General features: G+C 55.9%; 17 protein-coding genes and 1 riboswitch. Of the genes, 10 read left to right on the forward strand and 7 right to left on the reverse strand.

Annotation, left to right across the window (positions count from 1 at the left end; all coding sequences use genetic code 11):
• The first annotated feature begins 146 nt into the window (after positions 1 to 146).
• The gene (gene metF / locus GO007_RS27380) at positions 147 to 1,037 is read left to right on the forward strand and encodes a methylenetetrahydrofolate reductase (RefSeq protein ID WP_095105394.1); all 891 of its coding nucleotides are present in this window, start codon (positions 147 to 149) and stop codon (positions 1,035 to 1,037) included.
• A 30-nt stretch (positions 1,038 to 1,067) separates the two neighbouring features.
• On the opposite strand, the gene gldA is transcribed toward metF, so the two are convergent.
• The 3 genes from gldA to GO007_RS27395 form a co-directional block, all read right to left on the reverse strand.
• On the reverse strand, positions 1,068 to 2,171 hold the full coding sequence (gene gldA / locus GO007_RS27385) for a bifunctional L-1,2-propanediol dehydrogenase/glycerol dehydrogenase (RefSeq protein WP_095105396.1): 1,104 nt from the start codon (positions 2,169 to 2,171) through the stop codon (positions 1,068 to 1,070).
• A gap of 54 nt (positions 2,172 to 2,225) precedes the next feature.
• The gene (fsa, locus tag GO007_RS27390) at positions 2,226 to 2,888 is read right to left on the reverse strand and encodes a fructose-6-phosphate aldolase (RefSeq protein ID WP_095105398.1); all 663 of its coding nucleotides are present in this window, start codon (positions 2,886 to 2,888) and stop codon (positions 2,226 to 2,228) included.
• A gap of 202 nt (positions 2,889 to 3,090) precedes the next feature.
• Entirely contained in the window at positions 3,091 to 3,954 is an 864-nt protein-coding gene (locus GO007_RS27395) for a helix-turn-helix transcriptional regulator (protein ID WP_095105400.1), read from the reverse strand.
• A 152-nt stretch (positions 3,955 to 4,106) separates the two neighbouring features.
• Here GO007_RS27395 and zinT point away from each other — a divergent pair, with 152 nt between their 5' ends.
• Complete coding sequence (gene zinT, locus GO007_RS27400) at positions 4,107 to 4,757, forward strand: metal-binding protein ZinT (protein ID WP_095105402.1); 651 nt, start codon at positions 4,107 to 4,109, stop codon at positions 4,755 to 4,757.
• Positions 4,758 to 4,821: 64 nt separating this feature from the next.
• Here zinT and ppc read toward each other — a convergent pair whose 3' ends face one another.
• Positions 4,822 to 7,473 (reverse strand): phosphoenolpyruvate carboxylase, encoded by a 2,652-nt coding sequence (gene ppc, locus GO007_RS27405; RefSeq protein WP_095105404.1) that lies wholly within the window; start codon positions 7,471 to 7,473, stop codon positions 4,822 to 4,824.
• A 255-nt stretch (positions 7,474 to 7,728) separates the two neighbouring features.
• Positions 7,729 to 8,880, reverse strand: coding sequence for an acetylornithine deacetylase (argE, locus tag GO007_RS27410; protein ID WP_095105406.1), 1,152 nt, complete (start codon positions 8,878 to 8,880; stop codon positions 7,729 to 7,731).
• 179 nt (positions 8,881 to 9,059) lie between these two features.
• Between argE and argC the strand changes: the two genes are divergently transcribed.
• The 4 genes from argC to oxyR all read left to right on the forward strand — a co-directional run bounded on the left by argC (position 9,060) and on the right by oxyR (position 13,488).
• Entirely contained in the window at positions 9,060 to 10,064 is a 1,005-nt protein-coding gene (argC, locus tag GO007_RS27415; protein ID WP_095105408.1) for an N-acetyl-gamma-glutamyl-phosphate reductase, read from the forward strand.
• Between the two features lie 6 nt (positions 10,065 to 10,070).
• Positions 10,071 to 10,847, forward strand: a complete 777-nt coding sequence (gene argB / locus GO007_RS27420; RefSeq protein ID WP_095105410.1) for an acetylglutamate kinase — start codon at positions 10,071 to 10,073, stop codon at positions 10,845 to 10,847.
• Between the two features lie 70 nt (positions 10,848 to 10,917).
• Positions 10,918 to 12,291, forward strand: coding sequence for an argininosuccinate lyase (argH, locus tag GO007_RS27425; protein ID WP_095105412.1), 1,374 nt, complete (start codon positions 10,918 to 10,920; stop codon positions 12,289 to 12,291).
• A gap of 279 nt (positions 12,292 to 12,570) precedes the next feature.
• Positions 12,571 to 13,488: a DNA-binding transcriptional regulator OxyR gene (gene oxyR / locus GO007_RS27430; RefSeq protein WP_095105414.1), complete on the forward strand. Its 918-nt coding sequence runs from the start codon at positions 12,571 to 12,573 to the stop codon at positions 13,486 to 13,488.
• On the opposite strand, the gene sthA is transcribed toward oxyR, so the two are convergent.
• Positions 13,471 to 14,871 (reverse strand): Si-specific NAD(P)(+) transhydrogenase, encoded by a 1,401-nt coding sequence (gene sthA, locus GO007_RS27435; RefSeq protein WP_095105418.1) that lies wholly within the window; start codon positions 14,869 to 14,871, stop codon positions 13,471 to 13,473. The two genes, oxyR and sthA, sit on opposite strands and share 18 nt — an antisense overlap.
• Positions 14,872 to 15,066: 195 nt before the next feature.
• On the opposite strand from sthA, the gene fabR reads away from it, so the two are divergent.
• Together fabR and GO007_RS27445 are read left to right on the forward strand one after the other, a co-directional pair.
• Complete coding sequence (fabR, locus tag GO007_RS27440) at positions 15,067 to 15,702, forward strand: HTH-type transcriptional repressor FabR (RefSeq protein WP_095105424.1); 636 nt, start codon at positions 15,067 to 15,069, stop codon at positions 15,700 to 15,702.
• A 15-nt stretch (positions 15,703 to 15,717) separates the two neighbouring features.
• A complete protein-coding gene (locus GO007_RS27445) occupies positions 15,718 to 16,077 on the forward strand; it encodes a YijD family membrane protein (RefSeq protein ID WP_045853643.1) in 360 nt (119 codons plus the stop codon).
• Positions 16,078 to 16,132: 55 nt separating this feature from the next.
• On the opposite strand, the gene trmA is transcribed toward GO007_RS27445, so the two are convergent.
• Positions 16,133 to 17,233 (reverse strand): tRNA (uridine(54)-C5)-methyltransferase TrmA, encoded by a 1,101-nt coding sequence (gene trmA, locus GO007_RS27450; RefSeq protein WP_095105428.1) that lies wholly within the window; start codon positions 17,231 to 17,233, stop codon positions 16,133 to 16,135.
• A gap of 115 nt (positions 17,234 to 17,348) precedes the next feature.
• Positions 17,349 to 17,528: riboswitch (cobalamin riboswitch) on the forward strand.
• A 67-nt stretch (positions 17,529 to 17,595) separates the two neighbouring features.
• On the opposite strand from trmA, the gene btuB reads away from it, so the two are divergent.
• Together btuB and murI are read left to right on the forward strand one after the other, a co-directional pair.
• A complete protein-coding gene (btuB, locus tag GO007_RS27455) occupies positions 17,596 to 19,446 on the forward strand; it encodes a TonB-dependent vitamin B12 receptor BtuB (RefSeq protein WP_095105430.1) in 1,851 nt (616 codons plus the stop codon).
• Positions 19,391 to 20,242, forward strand: a complete 852-nt coding sequence (gene murI, locus GO007_RS27460) for a glutamate racemase (protein ID WP_095105431.1) — start codon at positions 19,391 to 19,393, stop codon at positions 20,240 to 20,242. The genes btuB and murI overlap by 56 nt, the downstream gene beginning before the upstream one ends.
• Positions 20,243 to 20,473: the final 231 nt, after the last annotated feature.

Genomic DNA, 20,473 nt, shown 5'->3' on the forward strand with positions numbered 1-20,473 from the left:
TTCATCTTCCCTGAATATTCCTCACTCTTTACGCTGATTTTTCTGTTGACGCCCGGGCTCTTTTCCGTCATTTTTACATCTGGACGTCTAAACGTATAGAAGTTCGCAACACGACAAACAATAAAATGCGATTGATGAGGTAAGGTATGAGCTTTTTTCACGCCAATCAGCGGGAAGCCCTGAATCAGAGCCTGGCAGAAGTGCAGGGCCAGATTAATGTGTCTTTTGAATTCTTTCCGCCGCGGACCAGTGAAATGGAGCAAACCCTGTGGAAATCCATCGATCGCTTAAGCAGCCTGAAGCCAAAATTTGTTTCAGTGACGTACGGGGCTAACTCCGGTGAACGCGACCGTACCCACAGCATCATCAAAGGTATCAAAGAACGTACCGGCCTTGAGGCGGCGCCGCACCTGACCTGTATCGACGCCAGCCGCGACGAGCTGCGCACAATTGCTCAGGATTACTGGAACAACGGGATCCGCCATATCGTCGCCCTGCGCGGCGACCTGCCGCCGGGTAGCGGTAAGCCGGATATGTACGCTGCGGACCTGGTTACACTGCTGAAAGAAGTAGGCGATTTTGATATCTCCGTTGCGGCTTATCCGGAAGTCCATCCGGAAGCGAAAAGCGCCCAGGCGGATCTCCTGAACCTGAAGCGTAAGGTCGATGCCGGCGCGAACCGGGCGATTACCCAGTTCTTCTTTGATGTTGAAAGCTACCTGCGTTTTCGCGATCGCTGCGTCTCCGCGGGGATTGATGTTGAAATTATCCCGGGAATTCTGCCGGTATCCAACTTCAAGCAGGCGAAGAAATTTGCCGACATGACCAACGTGCGTATTCCAACGTGGATGTCGAAAATGTTCGAAGGTCTGGATAATGATGCGGAAACTCGCCAGCTGGTGGGGGCGAACATCGCCATGGATATGGTCAAAATTTTAAGCCGTGAAGGGGTGAAGGATTTTCACTTTTACACCTTAAACCGCGCGGAGATGAGCTACGCGATTTGCCACACGCTGGGCGTGCGCCCGGCGGTGTAAAAAAAGGCCCTCTTCGAGGGCCTTTTTTGTTTATTCCCACTCCTCCAGGAAACGTTGCCCGTACTGGTCAGCGACCAGCAGCGCGGCGTAGACCTGATCCGCCGTGGCTCCGCCAGGCATATTATGGATAGTTTCTCCCTCTGCGCAGGCGGCTTCGGCGACGATCCGCATTTTACGCGGAATATCCTCTTTGATATCCAGCTGGGCCAGGGTGAGCGGCAGGCCCACGCTGTGACACAGAGCGGCGGCGGTTTCAATCTCTTCTACCGGCGCGTTTTCCAGCACCAGCTGCGTCAGCGTTCCGAAGGCAACCTTTTCTCCGTGATAGTAATGATGGGCGTCCGGCAGGGCGGTCAGGCCGTTGTGAATCGCGTGCGCGGCGGCGAGGCCGCCGCTTTCAAAACCGACGCCGCTGAGATAGGTGTTGGCCTCGATAACTTTTTCCAGCGCCGGCGTGACAACATGCTGCTCCGCCGCCAGCATCGCTTTTTCACCCTCTTCAATCAGCGTGTGGTAGCACAGTTCAGCCAGCGCCAGCGCCGCCTGCGTGCACTTGCCGCCGGCCATGGTGGTAGCGCCGCTGCGCGAACAGGCGCGGGCTTCAAACCAGGTGGCCAGCGCGTCGCCGATACCGGCCGCCAGCAGGCGTGGCGGAGCGCCGGCAACAATCTGGGTATCAACAATAACCATGTTTGGGTTGCGCGGCAGCATCAGATAGCTGTCGAACTCGCCCTCGTCGGTATAGATAACCGAGAGCGCGCTGCAGGGGGCGTCGGTGGAGGCGATGGTTGGGGCAATCACCACAGGTAGATTCATAAAATGTGCTAATGCTTTTGCGGTATCCAGCGTTTTTCCGCCGCCGATACCCAGCACGGCATTGCAGCGGGCTGAACCTGCAATATCGCGCAAGCGATTGATTTCATTATGTGAGCATTCGCCACCGAACGGGGCGATTTCGGCGACAAGGCCGGCTTCGGTCAGGCTTTGACGCAGCTTTTCTTCGGCAAAGCCCAGCACAAACTTGTCGCCAACGATAAGCCAGCGCTCGGCCAGCGGTTTGAGATAGCCACCGAGGCGGGTGATAGCATTTGCACCCTGAATGTATTTGCCTGGCGATTGAATGATGCGATCCATTTCTATTCCTCCTGGATGACCATGATACCGCCCTCGGGCGGTTAGCCGATCGGGTTACAGGTTCAGATTTCCAAAAGCGCTACTCCAGTCGTGCTCAAACTTCTCTATTGCTGATTCTACCGCAGGCGTGCCGAGCATTTGTTGCGCTACATCTAAAGGAAGGGTGATAGCTTCACACCCGGCCAGCAGGCAGTCCAGCGCCTGGCGCGGGGTTTTAAAGCTGGCGGCCAGGACTTTGCTGCCCGGCGCGTGCAGCTCCAGCAGGGTCTGCAGCTCCTGCACCATACGGATGCCATCGCCGCCCTGGGCGTCAACGCGGTTGACGTAAGGCGCGACGTATTTTGCCCCAGCCAGCGCCGCCAGCAGACCCTGAGAGGCGCTGTAGACCGCGGTACCGAGCGTGGTGATACCCTCTTTTTTCAGCAGCTTTATCGCGGCGAGGCCTTCGGCGGTGACCGGGATTTTGACCACAATGCCGGGTATGGCGTTACTCAGGCGTTTTGCTTCTTCAACCATGCCCTGCGCGTCGCGGCTCATGGTCTGGGCAAACAGGACCCCATCCGGGCCAACGGCTTTTTGCAGGCGCGGCAGAACGTCCCAAACCGATGTTTTTCCCGCCGCGATGATGCTGGGGTTGGTGGTTACTCCGGCCAGCGGGTAGATGCGTGCCAGGCGTTCAACTTCTGCTACGTTCGCGGTGTCCAGATAGAGTTCCATAGCCTTTCCTCAATTCTCAATTCAGTGACGTTGAGATAAGAATACGGTCTCTGCCCGGCGGGTCGCCAGATGACAAATTTGCCAAAAACTGGATAAATGTACGCATTGCGGGTAAGGGTGACTTAGATCACGTTTATCCGCCTGTGCCTGGCGTTCCTGGAGAGATCCGTGGGGATGGCTGCCAGGGAGAACTTACAAAAATCTAGTTTTCCGCCGGCGGATGCTTTTCCGTCAGCTGGCTATGATACTGGCGACGATATTCTGACGGCGAGCGTTCGGTATTTTTACGAAACAGGCGGCAGAAGTAGTTACTGTCGGCAAAGCCGCAGGCGTGGGCGACATCCTTAACCTTCATATCATGGCCCTTTAGCAGCATTCGGGCCTGTTCGAGACGAACGTGGTTCAGGTATTCGTTAAAGCCCATGGGGCCGCATTTCTGGAACAGATGGGAGAGATAGTTGGGGGAGAGGTAAAACTCCTCGGCGACCGACTCACGGGTTAAGGGTTCGGCGAAGCGAGCATCGATATATTTTCGGATGGCTTCAAACAGCGCCTGGCTGCGGGAAGAGGTTTGAACCTGGCTGCCGAGAAGATCGGCGCAGTGGCTTAGCAGGCCGATCACGATGTAGCGCGCCGTTTGCTGCTCCTGCGGCTGCATCTGCATTTCATTGAGAGCCTGCAGCAGAAAGGAGCCCACGCGAGGGCCGCGGCGCGGCGTCTGCACTCTTTCTTCAATATGCAGCGTCTTGCCGTCCCAGCGCTGGAGGGTGAACTCCAGCTGCTGCTTACCAAACTGAATGCTCAACGCGGTGCAGGGTGCCTGCCACTGCGGAAGATTCCAGCCGCCTGCGGGGATATACAGCACATCATAGCGGGCAAGCAGCGCCGGCTCGGCATTGATGCCGGGATCGCCGCGCTGGCCTTCGAGGATAACGTCGAGGCGCGGAAAATCGACCTGCAGCGCCAGCCCGGAGGCCGGGCGATGCTCCGTGGTAAAGCGAACCTGCCTGATTGCCGTCGGGCCTTTAATTAAAGCGTCAATGTGCTGACTGAGATGGCCGTCCATTCCTGCTCCTTAAAAAGCCCCACGTTTTTATCATACCCGACATCGCGGGAAGGGCAAAAGTCAGGCGGATCTCCGCGCATCAGATGTTGCACAATATAAATGTTATGTTATATCGTAACCATCGATTGCAAAAGTTAACTCAGGAGAGAGTAATGACCAGAAAGATACCCGCATTTGCGCTCGGCGTCGGCATGCTGCTGGCCGGTAGCCAGGCTTTTGCCCACGGCCACCACAGCCACGGCCCCGCATTGACGGAGGCGGAAGTTAAGGCGAGCGAAGGCATTTTCGCCGATAAAGACGTCAAGGATCGCCCGTTAAGCGACTGGGATGGAATCTGGCAATCGGTGAATCCGTATCTGCTTAATGGGGACCTGGATCCGGTGCTGGAGCAGAAGGCCAAAAAAGCGGGGGGGAAAAGCGTCGCCGAGTATCGGGAATATTATAAGAAGGGGTACGCCACCGACGTTGATCAAATTGGGATTGAAGACAACGTGATGGAGTTCCACGTCGGGAAAGACGTTAATGCCTGCCGGTACGCCTATTCCGGCTATAAGATCCTGCACTATGCTTCCGGCAAGAAAGGCGTGCGCTATTTATTTGAATGCCAGCAGGCAGACTCGAAAGCGCCAAAATTCGTTCAGTTTAGCGATCATACGATTGGCCCGAGAAAATCACAGCATTTTCATATCTTTATGGGGAATGATTCGCACGAGTCCCTGCTGAAAGAGATGGACAACTGGCCGACGTACTACCCTTATGCGCTGCATAAAGAGCAAATTGTCGACGAGATGCTGCACCATTAATAAAAATCCCCGGATAGGGCGCGTACGGCGCTATCCGGGGATTTATGCTGACGAAGGGCGGAGGTTAGCCGGTGTTACGCATACCAGCAGCAACGCCCGCGATGGTGACCATCAGCGCCTGCTCAACGCGCGGGTCCGGATCCTTGCCCTGCTCTTCCGCCAGACGTGAACGGTGCAGCAGCTCGGCCTGCAGGACGTTCAGCGGGTCGGTATAGATATTACGTAACTGGATAGACTCGGCAATCCACGGCAGATCGGCCATCAGGTGAGAATCGTTGGCGATATCGAGCACCACGTTGATCCCTGAAGACAACAGCTCGCGCAGCTCGCTGCCGAGGCCCCACAGCTCTGGTTTCACCAGGCGCTGATCGTAATATTCCGCCAGCCACAGGTCGGCCTTCGAGAACACCATTTCCAGCATCCCAAGACGGGTTGAGAAGAATGGCCAGTCGCGACACATGGTTTCCAGCTCGTTCTGTTTGCCATCTTCCACCACTTTCTGCAGCGCGGCGCCGGCACCCAGCCAGGCCGGCAGCATCAGGCGGTTCTGCGTCCAGGCGAAGATCCACGGGATTGCGCGCAGTGATTCTACCCCGCCGGTAGCACGGCGTTTCGCCGGGCGTGAGCCGAGCGGCAGTTTGCCCAGCTCCTGCTCCGGAGTGGCGGAGCGGAAGTAAGGTACGAAGTCTTTATTTTCACGAACGTAGCCGCGGTACATTTCACAAGAAATGTCGGACAGCTCGGCCATGATATCGCGCCACTCCGGTTTGGGTTCCGGCGGCGGCAGCAGGTTTGCTTCGAGAATGGCGCTGGTATACAGCGACAGGCTGCTGATGGTGACTTCCGGCAGGCCGAACTTGAAGCGGATCATTTCGCCCTGCTCGGTGACGCGCAGACCGCCTTTCAGGCTGCCTGGAGGCTGAGAAAGAAGCGCCGCGTGCGCCGGGGCGCCGCCGCGGCCGATAGAACCGCCGCGACCGTGGAACAGCGTCAGCTCAATACCGGCTTTTTCGCAGGTTTTGATCAGCGCGTCCTGAGCCTGGTATTGCGCCCAGGAAGCGGCCATGACGCCCGCATCTTTCGCTGAGTCAGAATAGCCGATCATGACCATCTGCTTGCCCTGAATAAAGCCGCGATACCAGTCGATATTCAGCAGCTGGGTCATCACGTCGTTGGCGTTATTCAGATCGTCCAGGGTTTCAAACAGCGGAGCAACCGGCAGCGCGAAGCCAATACCGGCTTCTTTGAGCAGCAGGTGCACGGCCAGCACGTCAGACGGCGTCTTCGCCATGGAGATCACGTAAGCGGCAATGGATCCGTGCGGCGCTTCGGCGATCACTCTGCAGGTATCGAGAACTTCGCGGGTTTCATTGCTTGGCTCCCACTGGCGTGGCAGCAGCGGGCGCTTGGAGTTCAGCTCGCGGATCAGGAATGCCTGCTTGTCGGCTTCTGACCAGCTTTCATAATCGCCGATACCGAGATAGCGGGTCATTTCGCCCAGCGCTTCGGTATGGCGGGTGCTTTCCTGACGGATGTCGATACGTACCAGCGGCACGCCGAACGACTTCACGCGGCGCAGGGTATCGAGCAGCTCACCGTTGGCGATAATGCCCATGCCGCAGGCCTGCAGGGATTTATAGCAGGCATAAAGCGGCTCCCACAGCTGTTCGTTTTGGGTAATCAGGCCGGCGGGTTTCGGCAGCTTCTGTCCTTTCAGGCGAGCTTCCAGCCAGGACTGCGTATCCATCAGCTGGGTACGCAGCTTTTTCATCAGATAGCGGTACGGCTCCTGCGCCCCTTCGGCGCCGGCCATCTCGCGCAGTTCGTCGGTACACTCGACCATCGACAGCTCGGAAATCAGCAGCTGGACGTCTTTGAGGAACAGATCGGTGGCTTTCCAGCGGCTGAGCAGCAGCACGTGGCGGGTGATATCGGAGGTTACGTTTGGGTTACCGTCGCGGTCACCGCCCATCCAGGAGGTGAAGCGCACCGGGACGAAGTCAACCGGCAGCTGATAGCCGAGGTTTTCTTCCAGCTGTTCGTTCAGCTCGCGCAGGTAGTTCGGCACGCCTTCCCACAGGCTGTTTTCGACGACCGCAAAGCCCCATTTCGCCTCGTCAACCGGCGTCGGGCGATATTTACGGATTTCATCGGTGTGCCATGACTGGGCGATCAGCTGGCGCAGGCGGCGCATCAGCTGGTGGTGCTCGTAGTCAGCGATCTCTTTGTTATCGAGCTGCTTCAGGCAGTTATTCACTTCCACCATTTTGTGGATCAGCGTGCGGCGGGTGATTTCGGTCGGGTGGGCGGTTAACACCAGCTCCAGCGACAGCGACTCCACCGCTTTTTTAATGGTGTCTTCGTTGAGATGGGATTGGCCTTTGAGCTTTCTCAGGGTACGGGCAATCACTTCCGGATTGCTGGCCGCTTCGCCGTTTGGCGAAATGCTGTGGTACTGCTCAGCGGTATTGGCCAGGTTCAGAAACTGGCTGAAGGCGCGTGCTACCGGCAGCAGCTCATCGTTGGACAAGTTTTGCAGCGTGGTGAGCAGTTCCTGGCGATTGGCTTCATTGCCCGCGCGTGAAGACTTGGACAATTTACGGATAGTTTCGACACGATCAAGAATGTTCTCTCCAAGTGCATCCTTGATGGTATCGCCCAGCACTTTACCGAGCATACTGACATTACTACGCAAAGCGGAATATTGTTCGTTCATGTTACCCCAGACACCCCATCTCATTTTATTTTGTTATATCCGCTACTCGGCAACGATGAGCCGCGGATAAGCAGCCGTCTTTTATAAAGCCACGTAAAAACCCCCACGTCAATTGTTGCGAAATCGCTTCAGCAAACGAATAAATGGCGGCAATTTGCGAAATTTAACTCAGAGGTCGCTTGATAAGCATTGCTTATGGGAATGTGACAATTGTCACTGTCCCGCCCCTGGCTAAAGGGCGGGAAAAGAGCGATTTTAGTGCCAGCAGAAATGATGGACCACCTGGCTGATAAGCTCGCGGGTAGGCTTAATAAACCGGGTTTCCAGAAACTCATCCGGCTGGTGGGCCTGGTTGATTGAGCCAGGGCCGAGGACCAGCGTCGGGCAGATGGTCTGGATAAACGGCGCTTCGGTGCAGTAGTTAACGACTTCGGTTTGTGCGCCGAGCAGTTTTTCCACCACCTGCACGAGCTGATGATCCGGCGGGCACTCATAGCCGGGGATCGGCGGATGGAGTTCGCTAACGGTTAAACGACCCGGCCAACGTTCGCTGACCGGCGCCAGCGCTTCATCCAGCAGTCCGTTGAGATCGTTGAGCGTCATACCCGGCAGCGGACGAATATCCATATGCAGCTCGCAGCAGGCGCAGATGCGGTTAGATGCGTCGCCGCCGTGAATCGAGCCGAGGTTGAGCGTCGGGTACGGTACGGTGAAGGCGGCAAAGTGATAGCGCTCTTTCAGCACATCGCGCAGCTGCATGATGCGGCCAATGGCGTCGTGCATGAGTTCAATGGCGTTAACTCCGCGCGCCGGATCGCTGGAGTGGCCGGACTGGCCCTGAACGCGCACGGCGGTGGAGATATGGCCCTTGTGCGCTCGCACCGGCTGCAGGGACGTTGGTTCGCCGATAATCGCGCAATCCGGGCGCAGGCGGGTGGTTTCGGCAAAGTAGCGGGCCCCGGCCATGCTGGTCTCTTCATCGGCGGTAGCCAGAATATAGAGCGGTTTTTTGAGTTTACTGACATCAACATCGCGCAGGGCGTCAAGAATAAAGGCGAAGAAGCCCTTCATGTCGGCGGTGCCGAGACCGTAAAGCTTGTTGTCATGCTCGGTGAGGGCGAACGGATCGCGGGTCCAGCGGCCATCATCGAACGGCACGGTATCGGTATGCCCGGCGAGCAGCAGGCCGCCGGCGCCCTGGCCGGTACTGGCCAGCATGTTAAATTTATTGCGCGTATCCGGCACCGGCTGAACTTCGACATTGAAGCCAATTTCGCGAAACCAGCCTGCCAGCAAATTGATTAAAGTCTCATTGCTCTGATCCAGCGACTCTTCGGTTGCGCTGATGGAAGGTGTGGCGATCAATGCGCGGTAAATCTCGATGAACGGTGGTAAATTGTTTTTCATTGTTGACACACCTCGGGTCATGATAGTATCAATATTCATGCAGTATTTGTGAATAAAAATACATTATCGTTGAGCGTAAGAAAACCCATCTAATGTAAGGAAATACTCTTACGGCTTAACAGGGTGAGGAAGATAACGGTCTTCCCAGGCAAACAGATGTAAGAAGGTGAAGAGCCCCAATGTTGAATACGCTGATAGTGGGTGCCAGCGGTTATGCCGGCGCAGAGCTAGTGACCTATGTAAATCGCCATCCTCATATGACCATAACCGCTTTGACGGTCTCCTCGCAAAGTAATGATGCGGGGAAATTGATTTCCGATTTACATCCGCAGCTGAAAGGTATTGTCGATCTGCCGCTGCAGCCAATGTCAGATATCAGCGAATTTAGCGCCGGGGTGGATGTCGTCTTCCTTGCAACCGCCCATGAAGTGAGCCACGACCTGGCGCCGCAGTTTCTCGCCGCCGGCTGCGTGGTGTTCGATCTCTCCGGCGCGTTCCGCGTGAACGACGGCGCTTTCTACGAGAAATATTACGGCTTTACTCATCAGCATCCGGCGTTGCTTGAGCAGGCGGTATATGGCCTGGCCGAGTGGAGCGTCGAGCGGCTTAAAGAGGCAAATTTAGTCGCCGTTCCGGGCTGCTACCCGACCGCAGCCCAGCTGTCGTTAAAACCGCTGATCGATGCCGGGCTGCTGGATCTTAACCAGTGGCCGGTGATCAACGCGACCAGCGGCGTTAGCGGAGCGGGCCGTAAGGCGGCGATCGGCAACAGCTTCTGTGAAGTGAGCCTGCAGCCGTACGGTGTTTTCAACCATCGTCACCACCCGGAAATCTCTACTCACCTTGGTGCTGAGGTTATTTTTACTCCGCATCTGGGCAACTTTAAGCGCGGCATTCTGGAAACCATCACCTGTCGTCTGAAACCGGGCGTCAGCAAAGAGCAGGTGGCCGCCGTTTTCCAGCAGGCATACGCCGATAAACCGCTGGTACGTTTATACGATAACGCGCTGCCGGCATTGAAAAACGTCGTGGGTCTGCCATTCTGTGATATCGGTTTTGCGGTCCAGGATGAGCATATCATCGTGGTGGCGGCGGAAGATAACCTGCTTAAAGGCGCAGCGGCGCAGGCAGTACAGTGCGCGAATATTCGTTTCGGCTTCGCTGAGACGCAGTCTCTTATTTAAGGTGTGATGATGAACCCATTAATTATCAAACTCGGCGGCGTGTTGCTGGATAGCGAAGAAGCGCTGGAGCGTCTGTTTACCGCGCTGGTGAATTACCGTGAAACGCATCAGCGTCCGCTGATTATCGTGCACGGCGGCGGCTGCGTGGTCGATGAGCTGATGAAGCAGCTTAACCTGCCGGTAAGCAAGAAAAATGGGCTGCGGGTAACGCCGGCGGATCAAATCGACATTATTACCGGCGCGCTGGCGGGAACCGCCAATAAAACGCTGCTGGCGTGGGCGAAAAAGCACGGTATAGCCAGCGTTGGCCTGTTCCTCGGCGATGGCGATAGCGTTAAGGTGACTCAGCTTGCCGAAGATCTGGGGCACGTTGGCCTGGCCCAGCCGGGCTCGCCGGCGCTGATTAATACCCTGCTGGCGAGCGGCTACCTGCCGGTGGTTAGCTCTATCGGCGTTACCGATGAAGGGCAGCTGATGAACGTCAACGCCGATCAGGCAGCGACCGCGCTGGCGGCCACTCTCGGCGCCGATCTGATCCTGCTTTCCGACGTCAGCGGTATCCTTGATGGCAAAGGTCAGCGCATTGCGGAGATGACCGCGGAGAAGGCGGAGCAGCTGATTGAACAGGGTATTATTACCGACGGCATGATCGTAAAAGTGAACGCCGCGCTGGATGCGGCGCGCGCGCTGGGTCGCCCGGTGGATATTGCCTCCTGGCGCCACGCGGAGCAGCTGCCGGCGCTGTTTAACGGCACGCCGATCGGCACGCGTATTCTGGCCTGATTGAAAACATTTGCAGACGGGAAGCGTAGGGCTTCCCGGCAGAAATAAACAAATTTGAAGGAAGCACATTATGGCACTTTGGGGCGGGCGTTTTACTCAGGCAGCAGATCAGCGGTTCAAACAGTTCAACGACTCTTTGCGCTTCGACTATCGCCTGGCGGAGCAGGATATCATTGGCTCTGTTGCCTGGTCCAAAGCGCTGGTGACGGTTGGCGTGCTGAGCGCTGGCGAACAGCTGGAGCTGGAAGAGGCGCTGGGCGTCCTGCTGGAAGAGGTGCGGGCTAACCCGCAGCAAATCCTGGAAAGCGATGCTGAAGATATTCATAGCTGGGTGGAAGGCAAGCTGATCGACAAAGTCGGCCAGTTGGGTAAAAAACTGCATACCGGCCGTAGCCGCAACGATCAGGTGGCGACTGACCTGAAGCTGTGGTGCAAGGATACTATCGCCGAGCTGCTCTCTGCGAATCGTCAGCTGCAGGGCGCGTTAGTTGAAACGGCGCAGAATAATCAGGATGCCGTGATGCCGGGCTACACTCATCTGCAGCGCGCGCAGCCGGTTACGTTCGCCCACTGGTGTCTGGCCTATGTGGAAATGCTGGCGCGTGATGAAAGCCGTCTGCAGGACTCCCTGAAGCGCCTCGACGTCAGCCCGCTGGGCAGCGGCGCGCTGGCGGGTACCGCCTATGAAATCGATCGTGAACAGCTGGCCGGCTGGCTGGGCTTCGCTTCCGCGACCCGCAATAGCCTGGATAGCGTGTCCGACCGTGACCACGTTCTGGAGCTGCTTTCCGGCGCCTCGATTGGGATGGTGCACCTGTCGCGTTTTGCTGAAGACCTGATTTTCTTTAATACAGGCGAAGCGGGCTTTATTGAACTCTCCGATCGCGTGACCTCCGGCTCATCCCTGATGCCGCAGAAGAAAAACCCGGACGCGCTGGAGCTGATCCGCGGTAAGTGCGGCCGTGTTCAGGGGGCGCTGACCGGCATGATGATGACACTGAAAGGCCTGCCGCTGGCCTACAACAAAGATATGCAGGAAGATAAAGAAGGGCTGTTTGACGCCCTCGATACCTGGCTTGATTGCCTGCATATGGCCGCACTGGTGCTGGACGGCATTCAGGTGAAGCGCCCGCGTTGCGAAGAAGCGGCGCAGCAGGGTTACGCCAATGCGACCGAGCTGGCGGATTATCTGGTGGCGAAAGGCGTACCGTTCCGTGAAGCGCACCATATTGTCGGCGAAGCGGTTGTCGAGGCGATTGCTCAAGGTAAGCCGCTGGAAGCGCTGGCGCTGGCGGACCTGCAGAAATTCAGCAGCGTGATTGCCGATGATGTCTACCCCATTCTGTCGCTGCAATCCTGTCTTGATAAGCGCGCGGCCAAAGGCGGTGTTTCACCGAAGCAGGTTGCGCAGGCGATCGCCGATGCGCAGCAGCGCCTGGTTTAAGCCGGTAGCCTGCTGGCCCCGGCGGGCGTATTAGGGACCAAAAATTAGAAGCTCGAGCGATGCTCGGGCTTTTTTATGCAAAAAAAAGCGGACACGAGGTCCGCAAAAGTTCACGTTGGCTTTAGTTGTTCGGTTAGGGAAAACGTTGAGGCAATTCGGTGATTTTCTGATACCGGCCTCGTTTCTGGGCTTATTATTGAACAGAAAACTTGATAGGGATAATCGTTCGTTGCTATGCTATCTATCGCCATGAACTATCATGGCGACGGAGGATGAATAATGAATATTCGCGATCTTGAATACCTGGTTGCGCTAGCCGAGCACCGCCACTTCCGGCGCGCCGCGGACTCTTGCCACGTTAGCCAACCCACGCTTAGCGGGCAGATCCGCAAGCTGGAGGATGAGCTTGGGGTTATGTTGCTGGAGCGCACCAGCCGTAAGGTTCTGTTTACCCAGGCTGGACTGCTGCTGGTGGATCAGGCGCGTACGGTGTTGCGCGAAGTAAAAGTGCTCAAGGAAATGGCAAGCCAACAGGGCGAGACGATGTCCGGGCCGCTGCATATCGGCCTGATTCCAACTATTGGCCCGTATCTGCTGCCGCAGATTATCCCGATGCTGCACCAGACTTTTCCAAAGCTGGAAATGTATCTGCATGAAGCTCAAACCCATCAGCTGCTGGCCCAGCTGGATAGCGGCAAGCTTGACTGCGCTATCCTGGCGCTGGTTAAAGAGAGCGAAGCCTTTATTGAGGTGCCGCTGTTTGATGAGCCGATGATGCTGGCTATCTACGAAGATCACCCGTGGGCCAACCGTGACCGCGTGCCGATGTCCGATTTAGCCGGGGAGAAGCTGCTGATGCTGGAAGATGGCCACTGTCTGCGCGATCAGGCGATGGGCTTCTGTTTCGAGGCCGGTGCGGATGAAGATACGCATTTCCGCGCCACCAGTCTTGAAACGCTGCGTAACATGGTTGCTGCCGGGAGCGGTATTACCCTGCTGCCTGCGCTAGCGGTGCCGCAGGAGAGAAAGCGCGATGGCGTGGTGTACATTCCGTGCATTAAGCCCGAGCCGCGACGCACCATTGGGCTGGTTTATCGCCCCGGTTCGCCGCTGCGCAGCCGCTATGAACATCTGGCGGAGGCCATCCGTAGCACTATGGATGGCCATTTCGACGAAGCGTTAAAACAGGCGGTTTAAGCCATTTAACGCGGCTACCCGATAGGCTTCCGCCATCGTCGGGTAGTTAAAGGTGGTGTTGACGAAGTACTCGATGGTGTTACCGCCACCTTTCTGCTCCATAATCGCCTGGCCGATGTGAATAATTTCGGCCGCGCGCTCGCCAAAGCAATGAATGCCAAGGATCTCTTTCGTTTCCCTGTGGAACAGGATTTTCAGGGTTCCCACGCTCATACCGACGATCTGCGCGCGCGCCAGGTGCTTGAACTGTGCGCGACCCACTTCGTACGGGACCTTCATGGCGGTCAGCTGCTGCTCGGTTTTACCCACTGAGCTGATTTCCGGGATGGTATAGATCCCGGTTGGAATATCTTCAATCAGATGGGCCGAAGCCTCGCCTTTAATCAGCGCCTGCGCGGCGATGCGTCCCTGATCGTAAGCGGCCGAAGCCAGGCTCGGATAGCCGATAACGTCGCCAACGGCATAGATATGCGGCAGCGCGGTCTGATACATGCTGTTCACCTTCAGCTGGCCGCGGCTATCGGTTTGCAGACCGATATTTTCCAGCGCCAGGGAGTCGGTATTACCGGTACGACCGTTGGCATACAGCAGGCAGTCTGCCTTCAGTTTTTTGCCCGATTTCAGATGCATGATCACGCCATCATCCACGGCTTCAATCTTCTCGTACTCTTCGTTGTGACGAATCACCACGCCGCTGTTCCAGAAGTGATAGGAGAGGGAGTCGGACATCTCCTGGTCGAGGAACGCCAGCAGCCGATCGCGGGTGTTGATCAGGTCCACCTTCACTTCCATCCCGCGGAAGATTGACGCGTATTCGCAGCCAATGACCCCTGCGCCGTAGATGATCACATGGCGCGGCTCGTGCTGAAGGCTGAGAATGGAGTCGCTGTCGTACACGCGGGGATGGGAAAAATCGACGTCCGTCGGATGGTACGGACGTGAGCCGCAGGCGATAACGAATTTTTCGGCGGTGACCGTTTCAACGGTGCCGTCGTGACACTCCAGGGCCAGCGTATGGTCATCAACGAAGTGCGCATTGCCCTGCAGGATTTCGCAGTGGTTGCGCTCATAGAATCCCTGACGCATATGGGTCTGCTGGTTAATGACGCTGTCGGCATGGTTAAGAATGTCGGCGAAGGAGGAGCGAAGAAGGCGGGAATGGTCGCTGTAGAGAGGGTTTTGGTTAAACTCGATAATACGGCTGACGGCGTGGCGGAGCGCTTTCGACGGGATGGTTCCCCAGTGGGTACAGCCACCGCCGACGTTATGGTAGCGTTCAATAACGGCAACGCGGGCTCCCTGTTTAACCAGTCCCATCGCAGCGCCTTCGCCGCCGGGGCCGGAACCAATTACTATTGCATCATAATCCCAAGAGTGCGACATGGCATTACTCACCTGTTTTATACATAAAATAAACACGATGATAACATTCGCCGCAGTTTAACCCAATTATCGTTGTGCTTTTTTGCGGCATAAAAGCATGATCGGCTCGTAAACAATCTTTCACAAACCAGTGTAAACCGATTAGTTTTATCTCTGGTATAGTGCCAGCAGGGCTATTGGAAGGATTCATACAACGTGATGGGCGTAAGAGCGCTACAAAAAGAGAAAACCCGGCGTTCGCTGGTAGAAGCGGCATTTAGCCAACTTAGCGCCGAACGGAGTTTCGCCAGCTTAAGCCTGCGTGAAGTTGCGCGTGAGGCGGGGATCGCGCCGACCTCCTTTTATCGTCATTTTCGCGATGTCGATGAGCTCGGTCTGACGATGGTCGATGAGAGCGGACTCATGCTGCGCCAGCTAATGCGCCAGGCGCGCCAGCGTATTGCCAAAGGCGGCAGCGTGATTCGCACCTCGGTCTCTACCTTTATGGAGTTTATCGGCAATAACCCGAACGCTTTTCGCCTGTTGTTGCGCGAACGTTCAGGGACTTCCGCGGCGTTTCGTGCCGCCGTGGCGCGCGAAATTCAGCATTTCATCGCGGAACTTGCCGATTATTTAGAAATCGAAAATCACATGCCGCGCGCCTTTACTGAAGCGCAGGCCGAAGCGATGGTCACCATCGTGTTTAGCGCCGGCGCTGAGGCGCTGGACGTCGGGCTTGAACAGCGTCGACAGCTGGAAGAACGGCTGGTGCTGCAGCTAAGAATGATCTCGAAAGGCGCGTATTACTGGTATCGCCGTGAACAAGAAAAAATATCAAATCATTCCGTATAACGTGAAGGACGAGCAATGAAACACTCAGTTCAAGATAAAGGTACGCTGCTGCTGGCGCTGATCGCTGGCTTATCGATTAACGGAACCTTCGCCGCATTGTTCAGCTCGATTGTTCCCTTTTCCATTTTCCCGGTGCTGTCTCTGCTGCTGACGGTCTACTGCCTGCACCAGCGCTATCAGAACCGGAGTATGCCCGTGGGGCTGCCGGGCCTGGCTGCTGCCTGTTTCATTCTCGGGGTTCTGCTGTACAGCACCGTGGTGCGGGCGGAGTATCCGGACATCGGCTCTAACTTCTTCCCGGCCGTGCTGTCGGTCATTACGGTATTCTGGATAGGCTACCGGATGCGTAACCGGAAGGATGCGGCGGCAGAGTAACCGCTTAACGCCAGAACCCGGCAAGCATCGTGGTGCCGGGTTCTGTAAAAATCGTCTACCTGCGGGTTAATAAGACGCCGCACTCCATATGATGGGTATACGGGAACTGATCGAACAGCGCCAGACGCGTAATGTCATGGGTCTGGCTGAGGGTTTCCAGGTTCTGGCACAGCGTCTCCGGGTTGCAGGAGATATACAGAATTCGCGGATATGCCTGCACCATTTTCTCCGTTTCGCTATCCAGCCCGCTGCGCGGCGGATCGACAAAAATCGTCTCACACTGATAGCTTTGCAGGTCGATACCCTGCAGGCGGTTAAACTCCCGCACGCCGTTCATTGCCTGAGTAAACTCCTCTGCCGCCATACGGATAATCTGCACGTTATCGATATGGTTGGCCGCAATGTTGTACTGCGCCGCAGCGACGGAAGGTTTGGCGATTTCCGTGGCCAGCACGCGATCGAAATTACGCGCCAGCGCCAGGGAAAAGTTGCCGTTACCGCAGTACAGCTCCAGTAAATCCCCGGTTGCTCCTTGCGTACTCTCCAGCGCCCACTCCAGCATCTGGATATTCATCGCCGCATTCGGTTGGGTGAAGCTGTTCTCAACCTGGCGGTAGATCATTTCGCGACCGGCCACCGGCAGACGTTCGTCGATGTAGTCCTGATCAAGCTCGATTTTCGTTTTGGTTGCCCGGCCAATCAGGTGCACGTTGAGATTTTGCGCGCGCAGCGCGTCGCGTAATGCTTCCGCCTGTTGACGCCACTCGTCGCCAAGCTTTTTGTGATACAGCAGCGATACTACGGCCTGGTTGCTCATGGTCGTCAGGTAGTCGACCTGAAATAGCTTATGCCGCAGAACCGGGTTATCGCGCACGCCGTCGAGGATGGCGACCATCAGCTGATTGATAAGCTCGCTGGCCGCCGGGAAGCTATCGACGCGAATCCGCGATTTGGTCTGCTGGTCAAACATAATGTGGTAGAGATCGTCCCCATCGTGCCACAGGCGGAACTCTGCGCGCATGCGATAGTGGCTGACCGGCGAACGAAAAACCTCCGGAACCGGGGCGGCAAAAGGCGCCATCATTTTTTGCAAACGAATGACTTTCTCTGCCAGCTGCGCTTCATATTGTTCGGTTGGAAGGTGTTCGGGGGTCATGATGCATCCTGAATAAAATAAGTACGCGGGGATTGTAGGGAAAGCATCAGGGAAGTCCAGCCCGGATGATGGATCAAATATAATTATAGAAGTCTGGACTTCTATATGTTTCTGATTATAGCATTGTGTAACCGGTCCTGTGAGTTAAAAGGGAACCCAGTGTAAATCTGGGGCTGACGCGCAGCGGTAAGGAAGGTGGGATGAACGCAATCTGCAGACACTGCCGATATCCGGTGGGAAGTCCTCATCCATAACACGCCCCGAGCCCGAAGACCTGCCGGTATACGTCGCATTTGGTTTCTATCATCGCGTGCTACTGATGAAACCCGCGGCATCCTTTATATGTTACGGATGCTTTTACAATGATTAAAAAAGCTTCGCTGATGACGGCTCTCTCCGTCACGGCATTTTCCGGCTGGGCGCAAGACAGCAATTCAGACACGTTAGTGGTGACAGCAAATCGTTTTCAACAGCCGGTCAATACGGTCCTTGCACCGACCGATGTGGTTACCCGGGAAGATATCGATCGCTGGCAATCAAAGGATTTAAACGACGTGATGCGTCGTCTGCCGGGCGTTGACGTCGCACAGTATGGTGGGATAGGGCAGAGCTCCTCTTTATTTGTTCGCGGTACCGAAGCGCGGCATGTTCTGGTATTGATTGATGGCATTCCAATGTCACGGGCAGGTATTGCCAACACGATTGATATTGGACAGATTCCGGTGTCGCTGGTCCAGCGAATTGAATTCATCCGCGGCCCGCGTTCTGCGGTTTATGGCTCTGGGGCGATTGGTGGCGTGGTGAATATCATTACGATGACCGATTCAGAGCGTTCGCAGATTAACGCAGAGATGGGGACGAACGGCTATCAGCAGTACGACGGTACCTTCAATCATCGCTTCGGCGATACCGTTGTGACGGCCGCAGGCGCTTACCAGACAACCAAGGGGTTTAACGTTCAACCCGACTCAACCTACAGCGATGACAGCGATCGCGATGGCTATCGCAATAAGTTGTTCTGGGGCGGGGTACAGCATAAATTCAATAATAATTTCTCTGGTTTCTTCCGTGGCTACGGCTACTCCTCAAATGCGGACTACGATCAGGGGTCCGGGGGCTATGCTGGTGGCGGTGATGAAAACCAGAGTTACACCCAGTCCTGGGATACGGGTCTGCACTATAACTCTGGAATCTACTCGTCTCAGCTGATCGCTAACTATCAGCATAGTAAGAATTACAACTACAATGGCCTGGTTGGGCGCTATGGGCCTGGATCCAGCCTGGATGATATGGAACAGCGTTATATCCAGTGGGGTAATAATGTTGAAGTGGGGCACGGGGCGGTAAGCGGTGGCGTTGACTGGAAACAGGAGAAGCTGCAGTCCAGCGGCACAACCAGTACGGATGTCTACAAACGTGATACCACCGGACTCTATATTACCGGGCAGCAACAAATTGACAGCGTAACCCTGGAAGCATCTGGTCGTGAGGATCATGACGAGCAGTTTGGCTGGCATGGAACCTGGCAAACCGCCGCGGGATGGGAGTTTGTCGATGGCTATCGGGCCACGCTATCTTACGGTACCGGCTTCCTGGCGCCATCGTTGGGTCAACAATTTGGTGCAGAGCGTTTTGGGATTGCTTCGAACCCTAATCTGAAACCGGAAGAGTCGAAACAGTGGGAAGCAGGGCTTGAGGGACTCACTGGACCTGTGGACTGGCGCCTGTCTGCGTATCGCTATGAGATTCAGAACCTCATCGACTACGACAATAGCGCGTACTACAACGTGAAGTCTGCGACAATTAAAGGTCTGGAATGGACGGGGAATCTTACCACCGGTCCGGTAGACCATCACCTGACTTTGCAATATGTCGACCCACGTGATGATGAAACTGATAAGGTTCTTTATCGCCGTGCGAAACAGCAGGTGAAGTATGAATTGACAGGAAAGGTATACGATCTTGGCTGGAACATTGCCTATCAATATATTGGTCAACGCTATGACAGCGCCTATGATTCAGCAACATATACGTCCCATGACGTTAAATTAGGCGGCGTTAGCCTCTGGGATGTCGGTTTATCATATCCAGTCACCTCACATCTCACAGTTCGTGGTAAAATAGCCAACCTGTTCGATAAAGATTACGAGACAGTTTATGGCTACCAAACTGCAGGACGAGAATACACCTTGTCTGGCAGCTACACCTTCTGATCCACGTCCCACCGTGCTGGTGTTTGACTCCGGCGTCGGTGGGTTGTCGGTTTATAATGAGATTCGGCAGCTGCTGCCGAATCTGCATTACATCTACGCTTTCGATAACGTGGCTTTTCCTTACGGGGAGAAGAGCGAAGAGTTCATCGTTGAGCGCGTGCTTGAAATTGTCACCGCTGTTCAACAGCGTTATCCGCTGGCGCTGGCCGTCATTGCCTGCAACACCGCAAGTACCGTTTCCCTTCCCGCTCTTCGTGACCGCTTTGCTTTTCCCGTTGTGGGCGTGGTTCCGGCGATTAAGCCTGCGGCCCGCTTGACGGCTAACGGCGTCGTCGGCCTGCTGGCGACGCGCGGTACGGTCAAACGCCCCTATACGCGTGAGCTGATCAGCCGCTTTGCTAATGAATGCAAAATAGAGATGCTGGGTTCCGCGGAGCTGGTCGAGCTGGCGGAAGCGAAGCTGCACGGCGAGCCGGTGCCGTTGGATGAACTGCGGCGTATTCTGCGCCCGTGGCTGCGAATGGCCGAACCGCCTGATACGGTGGTGCTGGGCTGCACCCATTTCCCTCTATTACAGGAAGAGCTGCAGCAGGTGATGCCGGAAGGAACGCGAATGATTGATTCCGGTGCCGCCATCGCCCGTCGCACCGTCTGGCTGCTGGAGCATGAGGCGCCGGATGCGAAATCCAGCGATCCAAACCTGGCATACTGCATGGCGCTGACGGCGGAAACTGAACAGCTTTTACCCGTTTTACAGCGCTACAGCTTTGAAACGCTGGAAAAACTGCCAGTTTAGGCCCGTTTTGGTGAAAAAAGAGACGGTTGAAAAGTTTTTTGAAAACAGGGCTTGTCAACGTCGGAGAACTCCCTATAATGCGCCTCCACTGACACGGAACAATGGCTTACAGGCCGCCGGGTTAGCGGGGTTCAGCGATGAACGCCGACAGAGAAAAGCAAAATAAACGCTTGACTCTGAATGAGGAAAACGTAATATACGGGACCTCGCGACAGAGCGCTAAAGCGCGTC

The organism is Klebsiella sp. 10-1, assembly GCF_009758445.1.
Classification (GTDB): Bacteria; Pseudomonadota; Gammaproteobacteria; order Enterobacterales; family Enterobacteriaceae; genus Klebsiella; species Klebsiella scottii.